The 25,987-nt window shown below is 61.9% G+C and carries 17 protein-coding genes and 1 pseudogene; 12 read left to right on the top strand and 6 right to left on the bottom strand.

Annotated elements, in window-relative coordinates; genetic code table 11:
* Positions 1–34 precede the first annotated feature (34 nt).
* The 5 genes from G522_RS0115235 (at position 35) to G522_RS0115215 (ending at position 6,188) form a co-directional block, all read left to right on the top strand.
* Complete coding sequence (locus G522_RS0115235) at positions 35–1,609, top strand: ABC transporter ATP-binding protein (RefSeq protein WP_084633208.1); 1,575 nt, start codon at positions 35–37, stop codon at positions 1,607–1,609.
* Positions 1,609–2,697, top strand: coding sequence for an ABC transporter permease (locus G522_RS0115230; protein WP_026791788.1), 1,089 nt, complete (start codon positions 1,609–1,611; stop codon positions 2,695–2,697). Before G522_RS0115235 ends, G522_RS0115230 begins: the two co-directional genes overlap by 1 nt.
* Entirely contained in the window at positions 2,690–3,604 is a 915-nt protein-coding gene (locus tag G522_RS0115225; protein WP_026791787.1) for an ABC transporter permease, read from the top strand. The genes G522_RS0115230 and G522_RS0115225 overlap by 8 nt, the downstream gene beginning before the upstream one ends.
* A gap of 101 nt (positions 3,605–3,705) precedes the next feature.
* Positions 3,706–4,776, top strand: a complete 1,071-nt coding sequence (locus G522_RS0115220; RefSeq protein WP_026791786.1) for a BMP family ABC transporter substrate-binding protein — start codon at positions 3,706–3,708, stop codon at positions 4,774–4,776.
* Positions 4,777–4,994: 218 nt separating this feature from the next.
* On the top strand, positions 4,995–6,188 hold the full coding sequence (locus G522_RS0115215; protein WP_026791785.1) for a urate hydroxylase PuuD: 1,194 nt from the start codon (positions 4,995–4,997) through the stop codon (positions 6,186–6,188).
* A 31-nt stretch (positions 6,189–6,219) separates the two neighbouring features.
* Here the strand turns inward: G522_RS0115215 and G522_RS0115210 are convergent, their stop codons facing one another.
* Positions 6,220–7,119 carry an AraC family transcriptional regulator gene (locus tag G522_RS0115210; RefSeq protein ID WP_026791784.1) on the bottom strand — a complete coding sequence of 300 codons (900 nt, stop codon included), beginning with the start codon at positions 7,117–7,119 and terminating at the stop codon, positions 6,220–6,222.
* A 198-nt stretch (positions 7,120–7,317) separates the two neighbouring features.
* On the opposite strand from G522_RS0115210, the gene melA (G522_RS0115205) reads away from it, so the two are divergent.
* The 7 genes from melA (G522_RS0115205) (at position 7,318) to G522_RS0115170 (ending at position 19,070) form a co-directional block, all read left to right on the top strand.
* Positions 7,318–8,778 (top strand): alpha-glucosidase/alpha-galactosidase, encoded by a 1,461-nt coding sequence (gene melA, locus G522_RS0115205; protein ID WP_026791783.1) that lies wholly within the window; start codon positions 7,318–7,320, stop codon positions 8,776–8,778.
* A gap of 212 nt (positions 8,779–8,990) precedes the next feature.
* Entirely contained in the window at positions 8,991–11,069 is a 2,079-nt protein-coding gene (locus G522_RS0115195) for an ABC transporter substrate-binding protein (protein WP_026791782.1), read from the top strand.
* A gap of 197 nt (positions 11,070–11,266) precedes the next feature.
* Positions 11,267–12,277, top strand: a complete 1,011-nt coding sequence (locus G522_RS0115190; RefSeq protein ID WP_026791781.1) for an ABC transporter permease — start codon at positions 11,267–11,269, stop codon at positions 12,275–12,277.
* Positions 12,277–13,404, top strand: coding sequence for an ABC transporter permease (locus G522_RS0115185; RefSeq protein WP_026791780.1), 1,128 nt, complete (start codon positions 12,277–12,279; stop codon positions 13,402–13,404). The genes G522_RS0115190 and G522_RS0115185 overlap by 1 nt, the downstream gene beginning before the upstream one ends.
* Before the next feature lie 11 nt (positions 13,405–13,415).
* A complete protein-coding gene (locus tag G522_RS0115180) occupies positions 13,416–15,080 on the top strand; it encodes an ABC transporter ATP-binding protein (RefSeq protein ID WP_026791779.1) in 1,665 nt (554 codons plus the stop codon).
* A 178-nt stretch (positions 15,081–15,258) separates the two neighbouring features.
* A complete protein-coding gene (gene melA, locus G522_RS0115175; RefSeq protein ID WP_026791778.1) occupies positions 15,259–16,614 on the top strand; it encodes an alpha-glucosidase/alpha-galactosidase in 1,356 nt (451 codons plus the stop codon).
* Between the two features lie 383 nt (positions 16,615–16,997).
* On the top strand, positions 16,998–19,070 hold the full coding sequence (locus tag G522_RS0115170) for an elongation factor G (RefSeq protein WP_026791777.1): 2,073 nt from the start codon (positions 16,998–17,000) through the stop codon (positions 19,068–19,070).
* A 75-nt stretch (positions 19,071–19,145) separates the two neighbouring features.
* Here G522_RS0115170 and pflA read toward each other — a convergent pair whose 3' ends face one another.
* From pflA to G522_RS0115145, 5 genes and pseudogenes are all read right to left on the bottom strand, one after another.
* Positions 19,146–19,973 (bottom strand): pyruvate formate-lyase-activating protein, encoded by an 828-nt coding sequence (gene pflA / locus G522_RS27060; RefSeq protein WP_051228677.1) that lies wholly within the window; start codon positions 19,971–19,973, stop codon positions 19,146–19,148.
* Positions 19,957–22,242 (bottom strand): formate C-acetyltransferase, encoded by a 2,286-nt coding sequence (gene pflB / locus G522_RS0115160; RefSeq protein WP_051228676.1) that lies wholly within the window; start codon positions 22,240–22,242, stop codon positions 19,957–19,959. The genes pflA and pflB overlap by 17 nt, the downstream gene beginning before the upstream one ends.
* A gap of 560 nt (positions 22,243–22,802) precedes the next feature.
* Complete coding sequence (locus tag G522_RS0115155; protein WP_026791775.1) at positions 22,803–23,714, bottom strand: formate/nitrite transporter family protein; 912 nt, start codon at positions 23,712–23,714, stop codon at positions 22,803–22,805.
* Between the two features lie 222 nt (positions 23,715–23,936).
* The gene (pyk, locus tag G522_RS0115150) at positions 23,937–25,400 is read right to left on the bottom strand and encodes a pyruvate kinase (protein ID WP_036839570.1); all 1,464 of its coding nucleotides are present in this window, start codon (positions 25,398–25,400) and stop codon (positions 23,937–23,939) included.
* 227 nt (positions 25,401–25,627) lie between these two features.
* Positions 25,628–25,987 (bottom strand): annotated as a pseudogene (locus tag G522_RS0115145) (erythrose-4-phosphate dehydrogenase); the annotation flags it as partial.

The raw sequence follows: 25,987 nt of genomic DNA, 5'->3' as shown, positions 1-25,987 counted from the left end.
GACAAAGCGCGGTGAGACGAGGACAACAGCTCTGATGGGCGAGGGGACTGGGGATAGCACCGGAGAAAGGCTCCGCCGGGTGGGAGGCGACACGCCGCTTCTCGAAGTCCGTCATGTTATCAAGCGTTTCGGCGGCTTCGCCGCCAATGATGACGTTTCCCTGAAAGTCATGCCGGGAGAAATCCACGCCTTGCTGGGCGAAAACGGTGCCGGCAAGTCGACGCTGGTCAAGATCATCTACGGGTCTCTGCAGCCGAATGCCGGCGAGATTCTCTGGAAGGGCAAGCCGGTCACTGTCGCTTCGCCCGCCGAGGCGCGTGCGCTCGGTGTCGGCATGGTGTTCCAGCATTTTTCGTTGTTCGAGGCGATGACGGTCGCTGAAAACATCGCTTTGGCGCTGCCCGACTGCAAGGCGACGCGAGAACTCTCCGATACCATTGCCCGCGTTTCTGCCAACTACGGCCTGCCGCTCGACCCGAACGCCCATATCGCCGACCTGTCGGTGGGCGAGCGGCAACGCGTCGAGATCGTTCGTTGCCTCCTTCAGAATCCCGAACTGATCATCATGGACGAGCCGACCTCGGTGCTGACGCCGCAGGAAGCCGACCAGTTGTTCGTAACGCTGCGGCGTCTCGCCGAAGAAGGCTGCGCCATCCTCTATATTTCGCATCGCCTCGAGGAAGTGCGGACGCTCTGCCACCACGCCACCATCATGCGCCGCGCCAAGGTGGTGGCCGAGACCGATCCAGCCACTGAGACCGTCAACACGCTGGCCCAGCTGATGGTTGGCAACGAGATCACCCGCGTCATCCGCGAAAAGGGCAAGCTCGGGCCGGAAGCCATTCTGCTGAAGGGCCTGACGCAAGTTGCGCAGGACGCGTTCGGTGTCTCTCTGAAGGACATCAACCTGTCCGTTCGCGCTGGTGAGATCGTCGCTATCGCCGGCATTGCGGGCAATGGCCAGAAGGAGCTGTTCGACGCCTTGTCGGGCGAGGAGCCGGCCGAGAAGGAAGACATGGTCATCTTCGCCGGCGAGGCCGCCGGCACGATGGACATCAACGAACGTCGCCTGCTTGGTGCCGCCTTCGTGCCGGAAGAACGGCTCGGGCATGGCGCGGTGCCGGCGCTGAAGCTGTCCGAAAACGTCGTGCTCACCCGCCATGGCACTGGCGAAGGGATCGCCCGGCGCGGCTTCACCCGTTTTGGCAAAGCCGGCCGCATCGTCGAGAAGGTGACCAGCCTGTTCGACGTGCGAAAGGGCGTCATCGATCCTGAAGCGCGATCGCTGTCGGGTGGCAATCTGCAGAAATTTGTCGTCGGCCGTGAGGTTGAGCGTACGCCGAAGATCTTGATCGTTGCCCAGCCCACCTGGGGCGTCGATGCCGGGGCGGCGGCGGTGATCCGCCAATCGCTGATCGATCTGTCGCGCAAGGGCGCTGCCATTGTGGTCATCTCTCAGGATCTCGACGAGATTTTCGAGATCGCCGACCGCATCGCGGTCATCTCGCGTGGCCATCTGTCAAAGGCAGAAGACGCCGATACGCTGACGCCGGAAAAGGTTGGCCTGCTGATGGCCGGAGGCGCCGAGAAAAAGGGAGCGGCGGCGTGATGCGCCTCGAACTGGTCAAGAGGTCGGAGAAAAGCCGGCTGATGAGCGTGCTTTCGCCCGTCGTCGCCGTCGCGTTGACGGTGGTGTTCGCCGGCATCGTCTTCGCGGCCCAAGGGCACAGCCCCCTTGCCGGCATCTGGTACTTCTTCCTGGAGCCGATCACCTCGCTCTGGGGCGTTGAGCAACTGATCACCAAGGCGACGCCGCTGATCATCATCGCGCTCGGCCTGTCGGTCTGCTACCTCTCCAACAACTGGAATATCGGCGCCGAGGGACAGCTCACGATCGGCGCCATCGTCGGCTCGATTCCTCCGATCCTGTTTCCCGACTTCGTCAACCCACTCGTGTTGCCGCTGATGCTGATACTGGCCATGGTTGGCGGCGCGTTGTTTGCCCTGATCCCAGCCAAGCTGAAGACTACTTTCGGCACCAACGAGATCCTGACCAGCCTGATGCTGGTCTACTGTTCCAATCTGTTTCTCGACTGGATGGTGCGCGGTCCTTGGCGCAGCCCCCAGGGCTACAATTTCCCCATCACCATCGACTTCCACGAATGGGCCGTGCTGAACGCCGTCGATGTCGGTGGCATCTACCTCAATCTCTCGGCGCCGATCGCCCTCGTCCTCGTCGCCGTGCTGGCGGTGGTGATGCGCTCGACGCTGAAGGGTTTTGAAATCCGTGTTCTCGGTCAGAGCCCGCGTGCCGGCTCGTTTGCCGGTTTTTCCAACCGCCGCATGACCTACTTTGCTTTCGCGCTGTCGGGCGCCCTGGCCGGGCTGGCCGGCATGATGGTGGTGATGAGCGAAATCGGAAAGCTGCAGCCGGTGATTTCACCGGGCTACGGCTTCACGGCGATCATCGTCGCCTTCCTCGGTCGCCTCAACCCGGTCGGTATCCTGATCGCCGGCCTCGTCATCGCTTCCTCGTATCTGGGGGGCGAGGCCATCCAGACCTCGTTGCAGATGTCCTCGAAACTTGCCACCGTCATCCAGGGCGTGCTGCTGTTCTTCGTACTCGCCGCCGACACGCTGATCCTCTACAAGGTGCGTCTGGTAACCGGCCGCGAGGGGGAGGGCGCCCATGCTTGAGGCCATCATCCTCACCATCATCACGGCAGCGACGCCGCTGCTGCTGGCTGCCGTCGGCGAGCTGGTGGTGGAGAAGTCCGGCGTGCTGAACCTCGGCGTCGAGGGCATGATGGTGATGGGCGCCGTTGCCGGCTTCGCCGTCACCGTTTCCACGGGCAGTCCGCTTCTCGGCATTGTCGGCGGCGCTGTCGCCGGCGTCATCGTTTCGCTGCTCTTCGCTTTCGTAACGCTGACGCTGGTTGCCAATCAGGTCGCGTCCGGCCTGGCGCTCACCCTGTTTGGTCTGGGACTTTCGGGTTTGATGGGCGAAAGCTTCGTCGGCCAGCCCGGCATCAAGCTCGCCAGCCTCGACATCCCCGGCCTCACCACGCTGCCTTTTGTCGGCAAGGTGCTGTTCGGCCAGGATATCCTTGTCTACCTGTCCTTTGCGGCCGTGTTCGGCGTGTCCTGGTTCCTCAATCGGACGCGCGCCGGCCTGATCCTGCGCGCCGTCGGTGACAATCACGCGTCGGCCCATGCGCTCGGCTATTCGGTGATCGGCGTCCGCTATCTCGCGGTAATGTTCGGCGGTGCCATGGCGGGGCTTGGTGGCGCTTATCTGTCGGTTGCCTATACGCCGCTCTGGGTGGAAAACATGACGGCCGGCCGCGGCTGGATCGCGCTGGCTTTGGTGGTGTTTGCCTCGTGGATGCCGTGGCGGGCAGCGATCGGCGCCTATCTGTTCGGCGCGGTCACCGTGCTGCAATTCCATGCTCAGGCGCTCGGTATCGGCTTTCCGTCGCAGTTCCTGGCGATGTTGCCCTATCTTGCCACCGTTATCGTGCTGGTTGCCATTTCCGGCAATCGGCGAGCAACGCTGTTCAATACGCCCAGCAGCCTGGGCAAGCCCTTCGTACCCGACCGCTGAGCCGGGATGTCGAGCAACCAGCGCCGGCAGTACGGTCGGCCGGCGCCTCATTCAAGACCGTGACAGACCGTGGGGCAAACCCACACCAGGGGAGAATGAACATGAAGAAACTCGCGCTTCTTGCCGGTACGGCCCTGGCGCTCGCCGTCGGCGCCGTCTCCGGCGCTTCGGCCGCCGACAAGCTGAAGGCCTGCTGGGTCTACACCGGCCCGATCGGCGACTTCGGCTATTCCTACCAGCACGACCAGGGCCGCCTCGCCGTCGAGAAGGAACTGGGCGACAAGGTTGAGACCGCCTATGTCGAAAACGTCGCCGAGGGTCCGGACGCCGAGCGCGTGTTCGAGCGCTTCGCCCGGGAAGGCTGCGGCATTGTCTTCGGCACGTCGTTCGGCTTCATGGACGCCGAGCTGAAGGTGGCCAAGAAGTTCCCGAATGTGAAGTTCGAGCACGCCACCGGCTACAAGAGCGCCCCCAACATGGGCCTCTACAATGCTCGTTTCTATGAGGGCCGCTACATCCTCGGCCAGATCGCGGCCAAGGAATCGAAGAAGGCGCTCGCTGGCTACATCGTTTCCTTCCCGATCCCCGAAGTGGTGATGGGCATCAACGCCTTCATGCTCGGTGCGCAGTCGATCAACCCCGACTTCAAGGTCAAGATCGTCTGGGTGAACTCGTGGTTCGATCCCGGCAAGGAAGCCGACGCCGCCAAGGCGCTGTTCGATCAGGGTGCCGACATCATCGTCCAGCATACCGACTCGACAGCCGCCATGCAGGTCGCCGAGGAGCGCGGCCTCAAGGGCTTCGGCCAGTCGTCCGACATGATCAAGTTCGCGCCGAAGGCGCAGATGACGGCGATCGTCGACAACTGGGGTCCGCACTACATCAAGTCGGTCAAGGCGGTGCTCGACGGCACCTGGAAGGCCAACGACGTGTGGGAAGGCATCAAGGACGGCACCGTCCACATGGCCGACTATGCCAACATGTCCGACGAGACCAAGAAGCTCGCCGAGGCCACGCAGGCCAAGATCGCCGGCGGCTGGAACCCCTTCACCGGTCCGATCGCCGACCAGAGCGGCAAGGAGCGCTATGCGGCCGGCGTCGTCGCTCCGGATGCCGATCTCCTGGGCATGAACTGGTACGTCAAGGGCGTTGACGACAAGCTGCCGCAGTAAGCGTCGTCATCGAAAAGCAAAGCTTGTGCGGGGTCGCCTGAGGGCGGCCCCGTCGTGTTTCAGGACCTCTTCAACCCGCCGGAAATATTGGCATTTCGGTCTGCCAGCTGGCTTGCCTTGGTTGGGTTCGTAGGTCTAGACTACGGCTAAATGCGTAGGGATGCGCCATGCCTTTTTGTTGGGCCGGGCGAAGTCCGCCTCAAGGTATCTGACTGCACATGCTGAGCTTTGCCATCGAGTGGCTGCACATTCTGATCCGTTGGTTCCATCTCGTGGTCGGCATCGGCTGGATCGGCACCAGTTTCTTCTTCATTGCCCTTGATCTCAGTCTCCGTAAGCGGGCGAAGATGAATCCCGGCGTCTATGGCACCGCGTGGCTCGTGCACGGCGGCGGCTTCTACAATGTCGAAAAATATGCGGTGGCGCCGGAAGAGTTGCCGGAGGATCTCGTCTGGTATCGTTGGGAGGCCTATCTCACCTTCGTTTCCGGCTTCCTGCTGCTGACGACGGTCTATTACTTCAATGCCCGCGCCTATCTCATCGATCCCTCGGTCTCCAACCTCGCCCCCTGGCAGGCGATCGCCATCTCGATGCTATCGCTTCTCCTCGGCTGGCTTGCCTATGACGGGCTGATGAAGCACACGACCGACGACCATCCGGGCCTTGTCGTTGTCTGCGTCTTCCTGATGATCGTTGGTTTCGCTGCAGTGTTCAGCAACGTCTTTTCGGGGCGGGGCGCCTTCATCCATGTCGGCGCGCTGGTCGGCACCATCATGGCCGCCAACGTTTTCCGAGTGATCATTCCGAACCAGAAGAAGATCGCCGCCGCGCTGATGGCCGGCGAAAAGCCCGATCCTGCCTTGGGATTGCAGGGCCGGCAGCGGTCCATCCACAACAACTACCTGACGCTGCCGGTGCTGCTGATGATGGTGTCCAACCACTATCCGCTGCTCACCGGCCACCCGCATGGCTGGCTTCTGGTGGCGCTGATTCTGGTTGTTGGTGCCATGGTGCGCCACATCCTCAACCGCCACGAAGCGGGCGACCCTTTCCGGAAATACTGGTGGGCGTTGCCGGGGGGCGCGGTCGCCCTCGCTTTGGCGATTGTCGCGACGGCGCCGCTACCGCGCGCTGAGACATCCACTGACGCGTCCACGGCCACCGATGCCGACGTGCTTCGCCTAACCGCGACTCATTGCGTGATGTGCCATTCCGCCAAGCCGACGCATGAAGGGTTCACCGAGCCACCCAAAGGCCTCGTCTTCACTGATATCGAGCACATCCGCCGCTACGCGCCGCTCATCAAGATGCAGGCGGTCGATTCGGAGGTGATGCCGCTCGGCAACGAGACCGGCATCACGCGTCAGGAGCGCGATGCGCTGGGCGCCTGGATCGCCGCGAACGGTGGTTAAGGCAGGGTAGGGCAAGCCTGGACCAAGCGGTTCAGTGATCCGTACCGATGGTCTGCGTCGCGTACATGCCGGTGGTCCGAAACTCGGTGGGGCTGGCGCCGAAGAACCGGCGGAATACCTTCGAGAAATAGTTGGGATCGGAGAATCCGGTCAGGGTCGCCACCTCCTTGACCGAGATCTCCGTGTTGACGGCGAGCAGCTTGGCGGCGCGGCGCATCCGTTCGGCCAGCACATATTCCGACGGCGGCCGCCCTTCGGTGGCAGTGAAGACGCGGCTGAAATGGGCGCGGCTCAAACCGGCGACACCGGCCAGCTCATCGACCGACAGGTCGCTCTGCAGGTTGTTGAGAATGTGCCGGATCACTGGTGCCATGGGGCTCGCCTGGGTCGCGTCGGTATAGGTGCCGGCGAATACATCGTCGTAAAGGGCCATGGCGGCACGATAGGCCAGGGCCGAAGCAGCACCCGGCGTTTCGCCTTCGCCTTCCATCATTCTGAGGGAACAATCGGCCAGCGTCTCCACCGTCCGGGGTTTGAGGTGGAGCACCGGTCCGGTCACCGCCATCACCGAACGGTGCAGTCTCAGCGCCTCTTCGCCGTTCATGGAAATCCAGAAAAATTCCCAGCGTCCGCCGTCCTCAAGCCAATACCGATGGTTGTGGGGAACGAGGACCAGCATCGCCTCGCCCTCGCCAATACGATAATGCTTGTCCTCGTAGCGCAAATTTCCATGTCCGGAAATTGTGTGCTGAAGAACGGTGAACGGCGTTTGCCCGCGTTTCCGCCCGTCCCAGGAATATTCCTTTGATGTTTGAATATCATAGCCGGTACTGGTCGGCATCGTGTGGAGCAGATTCCGTCCACGAGGCAACGACATGGTCGTCATTCCTGGACCATTTTGCCGGAGTTTATCGAGCACAGAATTACCCATCGAAGCACAATCCTCGTCTGGCCTTGGCAGCCATATTACGTCTTAATGCAGCCAACAAGAAGAACGGAACGGACGGAGCCAGGGACTTTCCCAGCACAAGATTTTGGACGCAGGACGACAATGTCGGCTGCGTAATACTTTTGTATTGTCTGGACGTATCCTTCATCCGGTCGGTTTAGGCGATTGAACGAGGACAGCATGGCAGCCTTCAAAGTTGCGATTATCGGCGCAGGCAGCGTCGGCTTCACAAAGAAGCTTTTCACCGACATCCTCTGTGTACCAGAGTTTGCCGACGTCGAGTTCGCGCTGACCGATATCTCGGAACACAATCTGACGATGATCGCGACGATCCTGAGAAAGATCGTCGAAGTCAACAAGCTGCCTGCCAAGATTACCGCCACCACCGATCGCCGCAAGGCGCTTGAAGGGGCACGCTATGTGATTTCCTGCGTCCGCGTCGGTGGGCTCGACGCCTACCAGGATGACATTCGCATTCCGCTCAAATACGGCGTCGATCAGTGCGTCGGCGACACCATCTGCGCCGGTGGCATTCTCTACGGCCAGCGCAATATTCCCGTGATCCTCGATTTCTGCAAGGATATCCGCGAGGTTGCCGAGCCCGGTGCCAAGTTCCTCAACTACGCCAATCCCATGGCCATGAACACCTGGGCGGCTATCGAGTACGGCAAGGTCGACACCATCGGCCTTTGTCACGGCGTGCAGCACGGCGGCGAGCAACTGGCCGACATCTTTGGAGTCGGTCACGACGAGATCGATTACGTCTGTTCGGGCATCAACCATCAGACTTGGTACGTTGACGTTCGCATCCGCGGCCGCAAGGTGACAAAGGATGAAATCGTCGCGGCCTTCGAGGCGCATCCGGTCTATTCCAAGCAGGAAAAGGTTCGCATCGACGTGCTGAAGCGCTTCGGCGTCTACTCCACCGAGAGCAACGGCCATCTGTCGGAATATCTCCCCTGGTACCGCAAGCGGCCGGGCGAGATCATGAACTGGATCGACATGTCCGACTGGATCCATGGCGAGACGGGCGGCTACCTGCGTTTCACCACCGAGCAGCGCAACTGGTTCGAGACCGAGTTCCCGGAGTTCCTGAAGGAAGCCGAGGAAAAGATCGATCCCAAGCGCCGGTCGAGCGAACATGCCAGTCATATCATCGAGGCATTGGAGACGGGCCGAGTCTATCGCGGCCATTTCAACCAGAAGAACCGCGGCGTCATCACCAACCTACCTGATGACTGCATCATCGAGTCGCCCGGTTTCGTCGATCGCTTCGGCATCAACATGGTCGCCGGCATTACGCTGCCGGAAGCCTGCGCGGCTACCTGCATGGCGTCGATCAATGTCCAGCGTATGTCGGTGCATGCGGCGGTCACTGGCGACGTCGACCTCTTGAAGCTCGCCGTCCTGCACGATCCGCTGGTCGGTGCCATCTGCACGCCCGAAGAGGTGTGGGCGATGGTGGACGAAATGCTGGTCGCCCAGGCGCGCTGGCTGCCGCAATATGCCTACGCCATCGACGCTGCCAAGCAGAGGGTCGCCAAATCGACGGTCAAGACGCGCGACTGGCAGGGAGCGGCCCGCCGCGAGGCACGTGGCATCGAGGAAATTCGTGAGGAAAAGGCGCGTACGAAGGTCTGACGAGACCGCGCCGTCTCAGGTTTTCCGGCGCGGGTCATCCGCGCCGGACGCGGCAGGCCGGTTCGCCGCCGCAAGGGGAAAGCCGATCGGATCATGAGGAAGCCGGTCGACTTGGGAAGAGAGCGCGGGGGGATGCGTTCCGACGCTGACCATCGCATTGGCTATCCACCGGCAAGGCCGGTGGTCGGCTTCATGAGGGAGGACATGACGGAATGATTTATCAGATGAAACTGACGTCGGCTTTGATGCTCGGCGCGTCGCTCTTTGCGACCGCCGCTTTCGCGTCTGAGCTGACCGTCGTGCCGGAGGCTCCGGTGTTCCAGGGCCAAGGCAAGGTCAACTATGTCGGGCGCGGCGATCTCTGGGAATACAAGGCGCTTTCCGCCTACCATGAGCCCGAATACATCACCAAGAATTTCGTCGACAAGGGGCGCCTGCCGCCGGTCAAGGACCGCCTGCCCAAGGAGCCCCTCGTCTTCAAGACCAGCAACATGCCGAACGGCATGGGCGTTTACGGCGACGTGCTCCGTCACGTCATCGGCGGTCGTCCGGAAGGCTGGAACTATCAGGCCGGTCAGGTTCAGGGCTGGGGCGGCATCGATATCGGCATGTATGAATGCCTGACGCGCACCGCGCAGCTGTTCCAGATCAAGGCCGAGGATATGGAGCCGCTCCCCAACCTCGCCAAGAGCTGGGAATGGTCCAAGGACGGTCACAAGCTGACCATGCACCTGATCGAAGGTGCCAAGTGGTCGGACGGCGTGCCGTTCACCTCCGAAGACGTGATGTTCTATTGGGAGGACAACGTCCTCGACCCGAATGTTTCGCCGACCAACGGTGCCACCGCGGCGACCTTCGGTGAAGGAACGACCCTGAAGGCGATCGACGACTACACGGTCGAGTGGACCTTCAAGGAAGCCTTCCCGAAGCAGTATCTCTATAACATGGCCTACGGCACGTTCTGCCCTGGCCCTGCTCATATGCTGAAGCCGCAGCATCCGAAGTATTCCAAGAACACCTACGATCAATACAAGAACTTCTTCCCGCCGAGCTACATGAATTGGCCGGTGATGGGTGCCTGGTCGCCGGTGCTCTATCGTCCTGATGACATCATCGTCCTGCGCCGCAATCCTTATTACTGGAAGGTCGACGAGAACGGCAACCAGTTGCCTTATCTCGACGAAGTCCACTTCAAGCTGTCGACTTGGGCGGATCGTGACGTTCAGGCGGTAGCCGGTTCGGGCGACATCTCCAACCTTGAGCAGCCGGAAAACTTCGTCGAGTCGCTGAAGCGCGCCGCTCAGCCGACCGCTCCGGCTCGCCTCGAGTTTGGCCCACGCCTCATCGGCTATAACCTCTACATGAACTTCTCGGCCAATGGCTGGGGTGGCCCCGATGCGCGTGGCCAGGCGGTGCGCGAGCTCAACCGCAATGAGCACTTCCGCAAAGCGGTCACCATGGGTCTTGACCGACAGAAGCTCGGTCAGGCGCTAGTGAAAGGGCCGTTCACGTCCATCTACCCCGGCGGCATCTCCTCCGGTTCGAGCTTCTATGACCGCAATAGCACCTTCTACTATCCCTTCGATCTCGATGGGGCCAAGAAGGAGCTCGAAGCGGCCGGTCTGAAGGACACCGACGGCAATGGTGTGGTGAACTACACCGACGGCCCGATGAAGGGTAAGGACGTCGAGATCACGCTGCTCGTCAGCGCCGACTATTCCACCGACAAGAGCCTTGCCGAAGGCGTGATTGGCCAGATGGAAAAGCTCGGTCTGCGCGTCGTTCTGAATGCCCTCGACGGCAAGCAGCGTGACAACGCCAATTATGGCGGCAAGTTCGACTGGACGATCAACCGGCATGGTCCGGAACTGACGGCCGTCGTACAGAATACCGAGCAGTTGGCACCGGTCGGTCCGAAAACCTCCTGGTTCCATCGCGCCCCGGAGAGCGGACAGCTCGATCTGATGCCCTTCGAGCAGCAGCTCGTCGACACCATCAACAAGTTCATCGCAACCCAGGACGTCGCCGAGCGCGCCAGCCTGATGAAAGAGTACAACAAGATCGCGACGACCAACGTCAACAGCGTCGGTCTGACCGAATACCCCGGGGCTCTGATCATCAACAAGCGCTTCGACAACGTTCCTCCGGGAACCCCGATCTTCATGTTCAACTGGGCTGAAGACTCGGTTCTGCGTGAGCGCCTCTACGTCCCCGCCGACAAGCAGGGTGACTACGAGCTGGCCAAGGACTCACTGCCCGGCAAGCCGGGCGATCAGGGTCCCGTCGAGTAATCTTCCCACTCGAATGGCCAATTGTCCCGGCGGTGCCCCCCGCCGCCGGGACTTCTCTTCCGAGACCTCCGCAGAATTGTCCGGGAGTCCGAGGGAGCCTACGATCTCAAGCCGTCGGTGACGGCGATCCAAGCCAGCCCGTTTCGTAAGACGCGGGTCCTTCACATCCATGACAAGAGTCAGGAAGTCTCAGATCCATGTTCCGCTTCTTGCTCATCCGTATCGCCTCGGCGATCCCGGTGCTCTTCATTCTAAGCGTCGTCACCTTTGCGATCATTCAGGCTCCGCCGGGTGATTACAGCGACTTCATTCGCTCGCAGCTGATCAACCAGGGTGGCGCCAGCTTCGAAGCGGCCGACGCGCAGGCCAAGGCCTATGCCCATGAGCACGGTCTCGATAAGCCCATCCCGGTTCAGTACGTCAACTGGGTGGTCGGCATGGTCACCAAAGGCGATTTCGGCCGCAGCTTTTTCTACAATCGTCCAGTGGCCGACGTTGTTGCAGAACGGTTGCCGCGCACGCTGCTTCTGGCGCTGACTTGCCACATCCTGGCGTCGGTCATCGGCATATCCTTCGGCATTATCGCGGCGACCAAGCAATATTCGTGGATCGACAGCCTGCTGTCGTTCATCTCCTTCCTGGGGATGACGGTCCCGCGCTTCCTGATGGCGCTGGTGATCGTCTACATCATGGTTTTTCACTTTAACGTCAATGAAATCAATAGCTTCTTCTCGCCGAGATATGGCGGAGCGCCTTGGTCGTGGGGCAAATTCGTGAATTTGGTGCAGCATGTCTGGCCGGTGGTCGCCATCGCCACCTTCGGCGGCCTCGCTTACAACATGCGCGTCATGCGCGGTAATCTGCTCGATACGCTCAATGCGCAATATGTCGAGACGGCACGGGCCAAAGGGCTTTCCGAAGGCGCGGTGATCCTCCGCCACGCCGTACCCAACGCTCTGCATCCGCTCGTCATGTACCAGGGCGTGGTGCTTCCCTACATGCTGACTGGTGAGATCGAAACGGCGATCATTTTCGCGCTTCCGACTGTCGGCCCGGCTATCGTCGGGTCGATGGTGGTCGGCGATGTCTACGTCACAGCCACCTTCATGCTTGTGCTTTCCGCGACGCTGATCATCGGCAATATCATCGCCGACATTCTGCTCGCCCTGCTTGATCCGCGTATCCGTCTCGGTGGAGGAGCCAACTGATGCTTGTTCCTGGCGAATCCACTTTGAACGGTCCGGCCGAGATCGTCGAGAAACACGGCAGCGAAAGCTACACCGCCCTCGTTTGGCGGCGCCTCAAGCGTTCCTGGACCGGCATGGCCGGTCTGGTGATGGTCATCCTTCTGGTGTTCATCGCATTGTTTGCCGACTTCTTGTCGCCGGTCGATCCGAAGTTCACCGATGTCGGCTATTCCAGCCCCGAGCTGATGTCCTTTACCGACAAGGATGGCGGCTGGACGCTCACGCCGCGCGTCTATCCCATGGTGGAGGGCACCGAGCTCGACCCCATCACCTACCAGCCGCTGATCGGACCAGACTATGATAACCCGCGTTATCTGGGCTTCTTCGTCAAGGGCGCTCCCTACCGGCTCCTCTGGCTGATCCCGGCCGAACGGCACCTGTTCGGTGCGACCGATGGCAAGCCCGTGCATTTTCTCGGCACCGACAAGTTCGGCCGCGACGTGTTGTCGCGTGCCTTCTATGGATCGCGCATCTCGTTGATGATCGCCCTGACCGTCGTGTCGATCATCACCGTGGTCGGCACCACGGTCGGCATGGTCTCCGGCTATTTCGGCGGCCGCTTCGATATCTGGGTGCAGCGGTTCGTCGAGCTGGTGCTGGCCTTTCCACAATTGCCGCTCTACCTCGCGCTCACCTCACTGATCCCAGTGACGGCGCCAACCTCGGTGTTCCTCGCCTTCGTCATCTTCGTGATGTCGGCGCTTGGCTGGGCGCAGCTCTCCCGCGAGGTGCGCGGCAAGACGCTGGCGCTCGCCCGCATCGAGTACGTGCGGGCGGCGATCGCCATCGGCGCTCGCGACCGGCGCATCATTTTCCAGCACATTTTCCCCAACGTCATGAGCCACGTCATCGTCGCCGTGACGCTGGCGATCCCTCAGGTGGTGCTGCTCGAGAGCTTCCTTGGCTTCCTCGGCTTCGCCGTGAAACCGCCGCTGATCTCCTGGGGATTGATGTTGCAGGATACCTCCAACTACTCGGCCATCGGTTCCTATCCCTGGATTCTGACGCCCGTGGCCTTCGTCTTCGTGACCGTCTTCGCTTTCAATGCGCTTGGCGACGGCCTGCGCGACGCCATCGACCCCTATTGAGGAAGCCGACCATGGACAGAGACGAAAACCTCGCTCCGGACGTACGGCTCGATCATGGCAGCCGCACGGGAGAGCCGATTATCGATTGCCGAAATGTCGCCGTCCGCTTCAAGGTGGAGGACGGTGAAGTCGAGGCGGTGCGTGGCGTGTCGATGCAGCTCTATCGCGGTGAAACAATCGCCGTGGTGGGCGAAAGCGGCTCGGGAAAGTCGGTGACCGCGCGAACCATCATGGGCTTGCTGTCGAAGCGTGCCCGTGTTGCCCCCAGTGCCAGCATCCGCTTCGATGGCCAAGAGGTGCTCAAATGGTCGCCGCATCGCCGCCGCATGCTGCGCGGTAACCGCATCTCGATGATTTTCCAGGAGCCTCTCTCCTCGCTCAATCCGGTCTATTCGATCGGCGCGCAAATCATTGAGGCGATCCGCATTCATCAGAAACTGTCGAAGGCCAAGGCGCGCGACAAGGCGATCGACCTGTTGCGCGAGGTGCGCATTCCCGACCCTGAGTCACGCATCAACCAATATCCGCACCAGCTTTCGGGTGGCCAGCGCCAGCGCGTGATGATCGCCATGGCTCTCGCCAACAACCCCGATGTGCTGATTGCCGACGAGCCGACCACGGCGCTCGACGTGACGGTGCAGGCCCAGATCCTTCAGCTCATTCGCGACCTGCAGCAGCGCCATGGCATGGCGGTGATCCTCATCACCCATGACCTCACGGTGGTGCGCAAGTTCTCGGACTATGTCTACGTGATGCAGAAGGGCGAGGTGAAGGAACACAACACCACCGAGGCGTTGTTCGGCAACCCGCAGCATCCCTACACCCGGCATCTCCTCGCTTCGGAACCACGCGGCCACGCCAACCCACTGCCGGTCGAGTCGCCGGTGATCCTTGAGGGCAAGGACGTTCGCGTCGCCTTCATGTTGAAGAAGGGTGGCTTCTTCAATGCCGAGTTCCATGAGCTGGTCGCCGTCGACAATCTCAGCCTGACGCTGCGCCGCCACGAGACACTGGGCATCGTCGGCGAAAGCGGCTCCGGCAAGACCACCTTCGGCCAGGCGTTGATCCGTCTCTCCGATCCTGACGCCGGCGAGATCTACTTCGACGGCAAGCCCATCCACGGCAAGAACCGCGAGGAACTGAGGCCGCTCCGCTCGCGCATGCAGGTGGTATTCCAGGATCCGTTCTCCTCGCTCAATCCGCGCATGTCGGTGTGCCAGATCATCGAGGAAGGATTGATCGTCAATGGCATTGGAGCCAATCGGCCTGAGCGGCTCGACCGGGTGCGCGACGCGCTGACGGCGGCCGGCCTGCCGACCAACATTCTTTCCCGCTTTCCGCACGAGTTCTCGGGTGGCCAGCGGCAGCGCATCGCCATTGCCCGCGCCATCGCGCTCGAACCGGAGTTCATCCTGCTCGACGAACCGACGTCGGCGCTCGATCTGTCCGTGCAGGCGCAGATCATCGATCTGTTGCGCAAGCTGCAGGACGAACGCGGGCTCAGCTATCTGTTCATTTCCCACGATCTGAAAGTCGTTCGGGCGCTCTGCCATCGCATCATCGTCATGCAGCATGGCCGGATCGTCGAGGAAGGCCCGGTGGAGGAAGTGCTGTTCAAACCAAAAACGCCTTACACGGAAAAGCTGGTGAAGGCGGCCTTCGAGGTGGCCGCGTAAGCGGCGGAAATCCGGGCTCCGCTTCGCTTTTCTGAGAGCGGACGGAGACTGAAAGGATCCAGAGCGGCCTACAAGCGCTGGTTTGGATCCTCATACGACAAAACACCTAACCTGTCCCAGTGGCGGACCGGCATGGCCGGACCGTGTGGGAAGTCTGTTTGCCTGGAGGAAAGCGAATATGGCAGCCAATCCCAAGATCACCTTCATCGGTGCCGGCTCCACGGTGTTCATGAAGAATATCCTCGGTGACGTTCTGCACCGGCCGGCGCTGAAGGGCGCCACGATCGCCCTGATGGACGTCAATGAGAAGCGTCTCGCCGAAAGCGCGGTTGTCGTGGGACGACTTCTCAAGCTGCTCGACGCGCCGGCGAAGGTCGAGACCTACACCGACCGCCGCAGGGCACTGGAAGGGGCCAACTTCGTCGTCGTCGCCTTCCAGATCGGTGGTTATAAGCCGGCCACGGTCACCGACTTCGAGGTGCCCAAGAAATACGGTCTGCGCCAGACCATCGCCGACACCCTGGGCGTCGGCGGCATCATGCGCGGCGTCCGTACCGTGCCGCATCTTTGGGCCATCTGCGCCGACATGATGGAGGTCTGCCCAGATGCCGTGCTGCTTCAGTATGTCAACCCGATGGCCATCAACACTTGGGCGATCTCGGCCAAGTACCCCAAGATTCGCCAAGTCGGCCTTTGCCACTCCGTGCAGGGGACTGCCGAGGAATTGGCCCGAGACCTGGAGATCCCGATCTCGGAGATCCGCTACCGGGCGGCCGGCATCAACCACATGGCCTTCTACCTGAAGTTCGAGCATCGGCAGGCCGATGGCAGCTATCGCAATCTCTATCCCGATCTTGTTCGCGGCTATCGGGAGGGTCGCTATCCCAAGCCGTCGAGCTGGAACCCGCGCTGCCCGAACAAGGTGCGCTACGAGATGCTGACGCGGCTCGGCTATTTCGTCACCGAAAGCTCCGAGCATTTCGCCGAATACACGCCATGGTTCATCAAGGAAGGCCGCGATGATCTGATCGAGAAGTTCGGCATTCCGCTTGATGAATATCCCAAGCGCTGCGTCGAGCAGATCGCCCGGTGGGAGAAGGATCTGGAGAGCCTCAAGGCCTCCGACACCGTCGAGGTGAAGGAGAGCCACGAGTATGCCTCTCAGATCATCAACTCGGTGTGGACCGGCGAGCCTTCGGTAATTTACGGCAACGTCCGCAACAACGGCTGCATCACATCGCTGCCCGACTATTGCGCCGCCGAGGTGCCGTGCCTCGTCGATGCGTCCGGCATTCAGCCGACCTATGTCGGCGACCTGCCGCCGCAGCTGACCGCGCTGATCCGCACCAACGTCAACGTTCAGGAGCTGACCGTGGCGGCACTGATGACCGAAAACCGCGACCATCTCTACCACGCGGCGATGATGGATCCGCACACGGCGGCCGAACTCGACCTCGACCAGATCTGGTCGCTGGTCGACGACCTTTGCCGTGCCCATGGTGACATGCTGCCTGAGTGGGCTCGGCTCAGCTGAAAACACTCGCAAACCGGAGCGGGATTTTAGCCGCTCCGGCAAGCTCATCCCGGCGTTCGCTTCGGTTCCTCCAGAAGCGAATGACGGCTCCAGCGGCGCGGGATGGCGACATAACGGGTCGGCGTCCCGCGTCTGGTATTGCCCCCACGACGCGTGCGACCTCGCAATCTCGACCGTCGGGATGCCTTCATCCCTTAGTCGGGTTCGTGGCCGGCGGCTGTTTGCCCGTATTGCCAAGCCTTGAAAACAGGGACATTCTCGCCTTGTCGGGGCATCCGAGGAGGGATGCCCGATCTCAGGATAAGTGATCCGCAGTCCCGAAAATCGGGGGCTGCGGAATTGGACAGGCGAGAACATAACGGAAACATCTGTGGAGGTCAGCCATGTCAGAACACACCGGAACATCCACCAGCGGCAGAGCAGCCGGCCCCCGTTGCGTTGCCATCGTGGGGCCTCACGGCAGCGGTAAGACGACGCTTCTCGAGGCAATCCTCGAACGAACGGGGGCAATTCCAAAAGCCGGCAACGTCGCAGCGGGGACAAGTGTCGGCGACCGTTCCAAGGAAGCCCGCGCCCATGGCATGGGCATCGACCTCAACGCCGCCGACGCTGAATTTCTCGGCGACCGCTACACCTTCCTCGACTGCCCAGGGTTTGTTGAATTCGCTTTCGAGATGCAGCCCGTGCTTGCGGTCGCCGACGTGGCCGTCGTCGTCTGCGAGGCCGACGAAAAGAAAATCCCGGCGCTGCAATTGGTGCTGAGGCAGCTCGAAGCGGCGGGCGTTCCGCATGTGCTGTTCGTCAACAAGATCGACAAGGCAGACGCGACGCTTCGCGATACGCTGAAGCTGATGCAGTCGGCGTCGACGACGCCGCTCGTGCTGCGCCAGATACCGATCTGGAAGGACGGCATCACCATTGGTACCATCGAGCTGGCGCTGGAGCGCGCTCTGGTCTACCGCGAACACGCCGAAAGCCAGGAAGTCCCCATTCCAACAGATCATCAGGCTGACGAGTTGGCCGCCCGCTACGAAATGCTGGAGCGCCTTGCCGATTATGACGACGACCTGATGGAAGAGCTTCTGTCGGATGTCGCCCCCGACCGCAGCCAGATTTTCCAGGACCTACGCAAGGAGATGCGCTCTGGTCTGATCACGCCGGTATTCATTGGATCGGCCGAGCGCGGCAACGGCATCACCCGTCTTCTGAAGGCGCTGCGTCACGATGCGGCCGGCATAGAGGACACGCGCGCCCGTCTGGGACTTACGGCCGGCGCAGACGCCATCGTTCAGGTGGCCAAGACCGTCCAGACCTCGCATGCTGGCAAGCTGTCCATCGTTCGCGTGCTCTCCGGTAAGCTGACCGACGGTTTGGCCCTCACCGGTGCCGATGGCACCGTCGGTCGTGTGTCGGGGCTCTATGCGCTTGGGACGGGAACGCCGACCAAGATATCCGAAGCGACTGCCGGCGCGGTGGTTGGTATCGGAAAGGTCGATCCCGCCGAAACCGGCTCCACGCTGACGTCTGCCAAGGCAGCGCCCAAGGAGCTGGCGCCGCTCGTCCCGCCGCCACCGGTGATCTCGATGGTGGTGGCGCCAAAGGAAGCCAAGGACGACGTCAAGCTATCGACGGCGTTGAGCCGCCTGGCCGAGGAAGATCCGTCGCTGGTGGTTATCCAGGATGCCGATACGGCAGAGACGCGTATCGAAGGGCAGGGGGAAATGCACCTCCGTGTCCAGCTCGAACGCCTGCAAAGCCGGTTCGGCGTCGCCGTGGTCACACGCGATCCGATCATTCCCTATCGGGAGACGATCAAGTCGTCGACGACGGTGCGCGGCCGGCACAAGAAGCAGTCGGGTGGCCACGGCCAGTTCGGCGACTGCGTGCTGACCATCGAGCCGCAAGAGCGCGGCAAGGGCTTCACCTTCGCCGAGGTGGTGACCGGTGGCGCCGTACCGAAGAACTTTTTCCCGGCCATCGAGGAAGGTGTCGTCGACAGCCTGAAACGCGGTGCTCTCGGCTTCCCGCTTGTCGACGTCAAGGTGACGCTGTCCGACGGTTCGTTCCATCCTGTCGACAGTTCGGATATGGCCTTCAAGACGGCGGCCGGCATCGGCATGCGCGAGGGACTGCCGCAGTGCTCACCCGTGCTGCTGGAGCCGATCCTCAAGGTGAAGTTCTACGGACCGAGCGAGTTCACCGCCCGCATCAACCAGATCGTCACCGGCCGGCGTGGTCAGCTGCTCGGCTTCGACGGACGCGAAGGCTGGCAAGGCTGGGATGTGACCGAGGCGCTGATCCCGCAGGCGGAGATGGGCATGCTGATCGTCGAGCTGCGGTCGGCGACCGCCGGCGTCGGTACCTTCGAGGCTACGTTCGATCATCTTCAGGAGATCACCGGTCCGGTGGCTCAGAAGGTGGTCGAGAAGCGCAAGGGCGAACTCGCCGCCGCCTGAACTTGTCTGAAAGTGAAAACGAAAAGGGGGCGCTTCGGCGCCCCCGGCTTTTTCCAGCGGTCGGTCGATCGCCGATCAACCGGCCTTCAGGCCGTGGCTGCGGAAGATCGAGCGCACCTGCTCGACCAGTTCGCCCGACGGCGGCTCGGTGTCGGCCAGCTTGTAATCGCGACCGCATTCCTTCCACTTGAACTCACCGAGCTTGTGGAAGGGCAGTACGTCGACGCGTTCCACAACGCCAAGTTCGGCAGCGAAGGCAGCGAGACCCTCGATTTCGTCCAGTTTGTCGGTCAGGCCCGGCACCAGCACATAGCGCAACCAGATCTTCTTGCCCTTGGCCGACAGGCGGCGGGCAAAGTCGAGCGTCGGCTGCAGCTGGGCGCCGGTCACCTCGAAATAGGTTTCCTCGGTGAAGGCCTTGATGTCGAGCAGCACGAGGTCGATGTCTTCGAGCATCTCGTCGGTGACGCGCTTGCCGAGGAAGCCGGACGTGTCGAGCGCGGTGTGAAGGCCCATTGCCTTGGCGGCATGGAAGATTTCGGCGGTGAACTCAACCTGGGTGAGCGGTTCGCCGCCAGTAATGGTGATGCCGCCCTTGGCGCGCTTCAGGAAGTTGGAATAGCTGGCCATCTCGGCAACGATCTCGCCCACCGAGGTCTCCTTGCCTTTGCGCATGTGCCAGGTGTCGGGGTTGTGGCAGTAGAGGCAGCGCAGCGGGCAGCCGGAGACGAACAGCACGTAGCGGATGCCTGGGCCATCGACGGCGCCGCCGGCTTCCTTCGAATGAACGAAGCCGTGGGCGACGGGGCGGCGGGCAGGCTGGGCATGTCCGCCGTCGGCGTGGACGCCCGGGGCGCCACCATGGGCGTCCCGGAAGTCGAGAAGGTTAGTTTGATGCGCCATGGAAGGTCCGGCTGATGACATCGAGCTGCTGCTCGCGCGTCAGCTTGATGAAGTTCACCGCGTAACCCGACACGCGGATGGTCAGCTGCGGGTAGAGCTCGGGATGCTCCATGGCGTCGACCAGCGTCTCGCGATCGAACACGTTGACGTTGATGTGGTGACCGCCCTGCAGGAAGTAGCCGCTGAGCAGGTTGTCGAGGTTGTTCACCCGATCCTCGCTCGTCGAGCCGAGAGCCGACGGCACGATCGAGAAGGTGTAGCTGATGCCATCCTGAGCATGGGCGTAGGGGAGCTTGGCCACCGACGCCATGGAAGCGACGGCGCCGTTCTTGTCGCGGCCGTGCATCGGGTTGGCGCCCGGTGCGAAGGGCTGGCCGGCCTTGCGGCCGTCAGGCGTATTGCCGGTCTTCTTGCCGTAGACGACGTTGGAGGTGATCGTCAGGATCGACTGCGTCGGCATGGCGTTGCGATAGGTCTTGTGCTTGCGGATGCAGCCCATGAACGTTTCGGTCAGCCAGACGGCGATGTCGTCGACCCGGTCGTCGTTGTTGCCGAAGGCCGGATAATCGCCCTCGATCTCGAAGTCGGTGGCAAGGCCCCGCTCGTCGCGGATGATCTTCACCTTGGCGTACTTGATGGCGCTGAGGCTGTCGGCGGCAACCGACAGGCCGGCGATACCGCAGGCCATGGTCCTGAGGATGTCGCGATCATGCAGCGCCATCTCGATCCGCTCGTACATGTACTTGTCGTGCATGTAGTGGATGGAGTTGAGGGCGTTGACATAGACGCGGGCGAGCCACTCCATCATCGGAATGAACCTCGTCTTGACGTCCTCGTAATCGAGGTAATCGCCGACCACCGGAGCGAGGGCAGGACCGACCTGGGCACCGCTCTTCTCGTCGCGGCCACCGTTGATGGCGTAGAGCAGCGTCTTGGCGAGGTTGGCGCGGGCGCCGAAGAACTGCATCTGCTTGCCGATGCGCATGGCGGAGACGCAGCAGGCGATGCCGTAGTCGTCGCCCCAGTAGGGGCGCATCAGGTCGTCGTTCTCATACTGGATCGACGAAGTCCTGATGGACGTCTCGGCGCAGAAGTCGCGGAAGCCCTTCGGCAGATGCTCGGACCACAGAACGGTGAGGTTCGGCTCGGGAGCCGGCCCCAGGGTGTTCAGCGTGTTCAGCATGCGGAAGGACGACTTGGTCACCAGCGGACGACCATCGATGGCCATGCCGCCGATCGACTCGGTCACCCAGGTCGGGTCGCCGGAGAACAGCTGGTCGTATTCCGGGGTCCTCAGGAAGCGGATGATGCGGAGCTTCATCACGAAGTGATCGAACAGCTCCTGCGCCTCGGCTTCGTTGATCTCACCTTCTTCGATGTCGCGCTGAATGAAGATGTCGAGGAAGCTGGACACGCGGCCAAGCGACATGGCGGCGCCGTTGGCTTCCTTCACCGCGGCGAGATAGGCAAGATAGGTCCACTGCACTGCCTCGCGAGCGTTGGTGGCCGGACGGGTGAGGTCGAAGCCGTAGATCTCGCCAAGCTTGACGAGTTCCTTCAGCGCCTTGATCTGCTCGGCCGTCTCTTCACGGGCGCGCAGCACGTTCTCGTCAATGGTGGCAAGATCGAAGCTGGCCTGCTGGGCCTGCTTGTCCTCGATCAGGCGGTTGACGCCGTAGAGGGCAACCCGGCGATAGTCGCCGATGATGCGGCCGCGACCATAGGCATCCGGCAGGCCGGTGATGATGCCAGACTTGCGGCAGGCGAGCATTTCGGGGGTGTAGACATCGAAGACCGCGTCATTGTGGGTCTTGCGCAGCTTGGGGAACACCTTGTCGAGCGAGGTGTCGGCCTTGAAGCCGTAGGCCTCCAGACCATTCTTGACCATGCGGTAGCCGCCGAACGGCATGATGGCGCGCTTCAGCGGCGCATCGGTCTGCAGGCCGACGATCTGCTCGAGGTCCTCGGCGATGTAGCCGGCCTTGTGCGAGGTGATGGAGGAGGGGGTGGAAACGTCGACATCCAGCACGCCGCCCTTGTCGCGCTCCGCCTTGAGCTGAAGCTTCAGCTTCTCCCAGAGATCGGCGGTGCGGGGCGTGATGCCGGCAAGGAAACCGGCGTCGCCCTCGAAGGGTGTGACGTTGGCGATGATGAAGCTGCGGACGTCGATCTCACGGGTCCAGGTGCCCGGGAGAAAACCGCGCCAGGGAGCCTTGGCGGTCAGCTCCGTATCGATCGTATCGAACGGTTCGCGCGCATAGACGTTCATGGCTTCTCTCCAGTTTTGTCGCCAGCTCGATGGCCGGAAAGTTATGCGTCCGAGGACGTATAACATAAATCCCTTACGTAATCCTGCGAAATCAGACTGATTTGCAAGTGCTTCGCACCCTTCATGTAATATATGAGTTCAGAAGTTAAGTAAGTAATCTTGCGCTATTGTCGACCTTCGTCGTAGGTCGTGCGCCGCTCGTGGGGCAGCCCATCCGGATATGCATGCAGCTTTTGATTGCAGACCGGCGACACGCGTCGAAGGTGGGTATCATGCCAGTCAAAAGCGGCGGAGAAACTGAAACCTTTTAGAAAATCGCCAAATAGTGCGACTTTTAAAAACATGAAGGAAAACAGCCAATTTTAGGCCAGTGCAGCTGCCTCGCAACTGCATGGAGGCTATTGGGCGCGACGTTTTGTCGTCCAATTTAAGACAACCTAAAAGAGAAGGGCCCCGACGGGGCCCTGTCGATCGCGTGGGAGACTTCGCCTTAGCCATGCGAGGGTGCGGAGCTGCCTTGCGCGTGATGCAGCGCCCATCGGCTGAACAATTCCAAACGGTTATCCGTTACGGGAAGATCTGCCCTGCACTCGGCGCGGTTCTTTGGTCGGTAGCGGCGTCAATCCGCCCAGCGCCTTGCGATAGACGAGCCAGTAGATACCGCCGACAAACCCGGCACCTCCGGCGATATTGCCCAGCGTGGCGGGGATGAGATTGTGAATGATGGCGCCGAAGGTCAGCACCGATACGTCGACGCCCTCGGGAACATGACCGGTCTGAACCAGCACCCAGGCGTAGGGCAGGATGAACATGTTGGCGACGCAATGCTCGAAGCCGGCGGCTATGAAGGCGGTCACCGGCAGCACCATGCCGAACAGCTTGTCGGTCACCGAGCGGCCGGCATAGCTGAGCCAGACGGCGAGGCAGACCAGAATGTTGCAGAGCACGCCCTTGAAGAAGATGGTCACCGCATCCGGCCCCACCTTGCCGACGGCCAGCTTGATCAGGCCGTTGCCGAAGGCGTCGTTGTTGAGCGCCGCCGTGTGGGCCATGTAGACCAGGAAGACGAGCCCGAGCGCGCCGATAAAGTTGCCGATCCAGATGATCAACCAATTGCGCAGCACTTCGCCAGTGCCGAGCTGACGATTGGCCCAGGCCATGACGATCAGGCAGTTGCCGGTAAACAGCTCGGCGCCGCCGATCATCACCAGCGCGAGACCCAGTGTGAAGACGAGGCCGCCCAACAGGCGCTGGGCAGCGAAGCCGAGCGTGGGATCGGCCAGCACGATGCCGAAGAACAGCGCGCCGAGACCGATCGATCCGCCTGCCACGACCGCCAGCGCCAAGCTGGCCAGCGCCGGCATGCGCGCCTTCTTGATGCCGAGCTTTTCGACCTTGTCCTGAATTTCGGCCGGCGCGTAGGCATCGAGCCCGAGGATGGTATTAGCCTGCCCAGGCACATTGTCTGCCATTTGGGGTATCTCCGGTTCAACTTAGTTCGGCGCCAGCGATACCGGCCGGTGTGCAAATGTAAAGAGGAGAGAATTACGCAGGTTTCGGCGAGGTGGACGATCTCCGGCTACCAAACCATGGGCTTCAATAGGCCGACGACAAAATGCACCCGCGTTTCCTCAAAAGGAGAACGCGGGCGCCCATCCGAATGTGTTCGACTGCCGGCGCGTGCGCCGCTTCGTCTAGAAGGCCGCTTCGCCGACCGAGACGATACGCAGCACATTGGTCGAACCCGGCACGCCTTCACCGGCTGTTACCACCAACGTGTCTCCGAACTTGGCAATGCCGAGGTCGGTGGCGAGCGCAACACCGGTGTTCACCTTGTCCTGGAACCGTCGGAACGGCTGGCTCGGAATGACCAGCACGCCATAGGCGAGCATCAGCTTGCGCGTCTTGATGAGATCCGGCGTCACGCACAGCACGGGCACGCCCGGTCGCTCGCGGGTCACGCGCAGCGTGGTCGAGCCGGTGGCGGTGTAGGTGACGATCGCCTTGGCATCCAGGGCACTGGCGATCTGGTTGGCGGCATGGGTGATGGCGTCCGATGAGGTCTCGGCGCCGAAAGGCAGGCGCTGCGCTTCAATGATCTGGCGGTAGAGCGGATCGTGCTCGACACGCTGGGCGATGCTGTCCATGATCGCAACGGCGGCGACCGGATAGGCGCCGGCAGCCGTTTCGGCCGATAGCATCACCGCGTCGGCGCCATCGAACACCGCGGTGGCAACGTCGGACGCCTCGGCACGGGTCGGTGCCGGGCTGGTAATCATCGACTCCAGCATCTGGGTCGCGACAATCACCGGTTTGCCGGCCTGGCGTGCCTCGCGGACGATGCGCTTCTGCAGTGTCGGCACGTCTTCCGGGCGCATCTCGACGCCGAGATCGCCACGCGCCACCATGACGCCGTCGGCAAGCTCAATAATGGCGCTCAGGGCGTCGATGGCCTGCGGCTTTTCGATCTTGGCGAGCAGCCCCGCCCGGTCGCCGATCAATCCGCGCGCTTCGATGAGGTCCTCCGGCCGCTGGACGAAGGACAGAGCGATCCAGTCCACACCGAGTTTCAGCGCAAAGGTGAGGTCTTTCCGGTCCTTGGCGGTCAGTGCCGAGAGGGGGAGCACCACGTCCGGTACGTTGACGCCCTTGCGGTTGGAGAGGGCGCGGCCACTGACCACGGTGGTGATGGCGTGATCGTTGGCGCAGCTCTCGACATGCAAGCGGACACGACCGTCATCCAAAAGCACGTCCGTGTTCGGCTTGAGCGCGGCGAAGATTTCCGGATGCGGCAGACCGACGCGAGTCGTGTCGCCGGGTTCGGTGGAGAGGTCGAGACGGAAAGTCTGTCCTTCGACGAGATCGATCGAGCCGTTGGCAAAAGTCGAAATGCGCAGCTTCGGGCCTTGCAGATCGGCCATCACGGCGATCGGCCGGCCGGTCTCGGTTTCCACCTGCCGCAGCAAGTCGAAGCGGGCGCGATGCTCGTCATGGGCGCCGTGGCTGAAATTGAGCCGGAAGACGTCGGCGCCCGCTGCCACCAGTTCGCGGATCACCTCGATTGTACTGGAGGCCGGACCGAGGGTGGCGACCACCTTGGTCTGGCGCCGGCGGATCTTGGGGTTGCTGCCCGTTCGCGAGGATGCCGGCGCGCTCATGTCTGCTCCTTGACGTCTGTCGACCATCGTCCGGCTGGAATCCCTTTGGGTTTGACCCTAAGGGAAACTCCTCGCCAGCGCTGCCTTCGTATACACACAAGGCCGCGGGGAGGGGAAGTGCCGCTTCCGTCGCGGTACTGCAAGGCAGCCCCGCGAACAACTCCCGGCTGAGAAAAAGAACCCCGCCTTTGTGGGGCGGGGTTCCAAAGTTTGCGGATCGTTCGATCTCAGATGGTCTTGGCGATGGCGACGGCGGTGTCGGCCATGCGGTTGGAGAAGCCCCACTCGTTGTCGTACCAGGAGAGGATACGGACGAGCGTGCCGTTCATGACCTTGGTCTGGTCGAGGTGGAAGATCGACGAATGCGGGTCGTGGTTGAAGTCCGACGACACGTTCGGCTGATCGGTGTAGCCGAGGATGCCCTTCAGCGGGCCGTTGGTGGCGGCAGCCTTGATGGCCTCGTTGATCTCGGCGACCGAGGTGGCGCGCTTGGCGTTGAACACCAGGTCGACGACCGAGACGTTGGGGGTCGGCACGCGGATGGCGACGCCATCGAGCTTGCCCTTGAGCTCCGGCAGCACCAGGCC

Source organism: Pleomorphomonas oryzae DSM 16300 (assembly GCF_000422965.1).
In the GTDB taxonomy this organism is placed as follows: domain Bacteria; phylum Pseudomonadota; class Alphaproteobacteria; order Rhizobiales; family Pleomorphomonadaceae; genus Pleomorphomonas; species Pleomorphomonas oryzae.
The sequence above is the reverse complement of the archived record's forward strand: the minus strand, read 5'-3'. Positions and strand labels throughout refer to the sequence as shown.